The organism is Burkholderia sp. SIMBA_051, assembly GCF_046534915.1.
GTDB lineage: Bacteria > Pseudomonadota > Gammaproteobacteria > Burkholderiales > Burkholderiaceae > Burkholderia > Burkholderia ambifaria.
On the sequence record NZ_JAWRXS010000559.1, the window covers coordinates 1 to 255 of the forward strand.

General features: G+C 67.1%; 1 protein-coding gene. It reads left to right on the forward strand.

What is annotated here, in order from left to right:
- Positions 1 to 114: 114 nt before the first annotated feature.
- Positions 115 to 255: LysR family transcriptional regulator (locus tag SB771_RS35710; RefSeq protein ID WP_410722133.1), on the forward strand; the 141-nt coding region annotated here is incomplete at its 3' end.

Sequence of the window (255 nt, forward strand, 5' to 3'; positions counted from 1 at the left end):
GTAATCTGACTCGCGAGTGAAAGCGCCGAACGCGGGCATGCGGGTTCGGTCCAACAGCGAGGCGCGTCCGACCGCAAGCGGGTTGCGCGCCGCCACGGCCGGGTTTCGAACGACATGGCAAAGACGCCCCCAGGCATCACGGACTTGAATCTTCTGCGCGTGTTTCTGGCCATTGCCGATCTGCGCAGCCTCACTGCGGCGGCCGCGCTCCTCGGGCTCACGCAACCCGCCGTCAGTCACGCGTTGCGCCGCTTG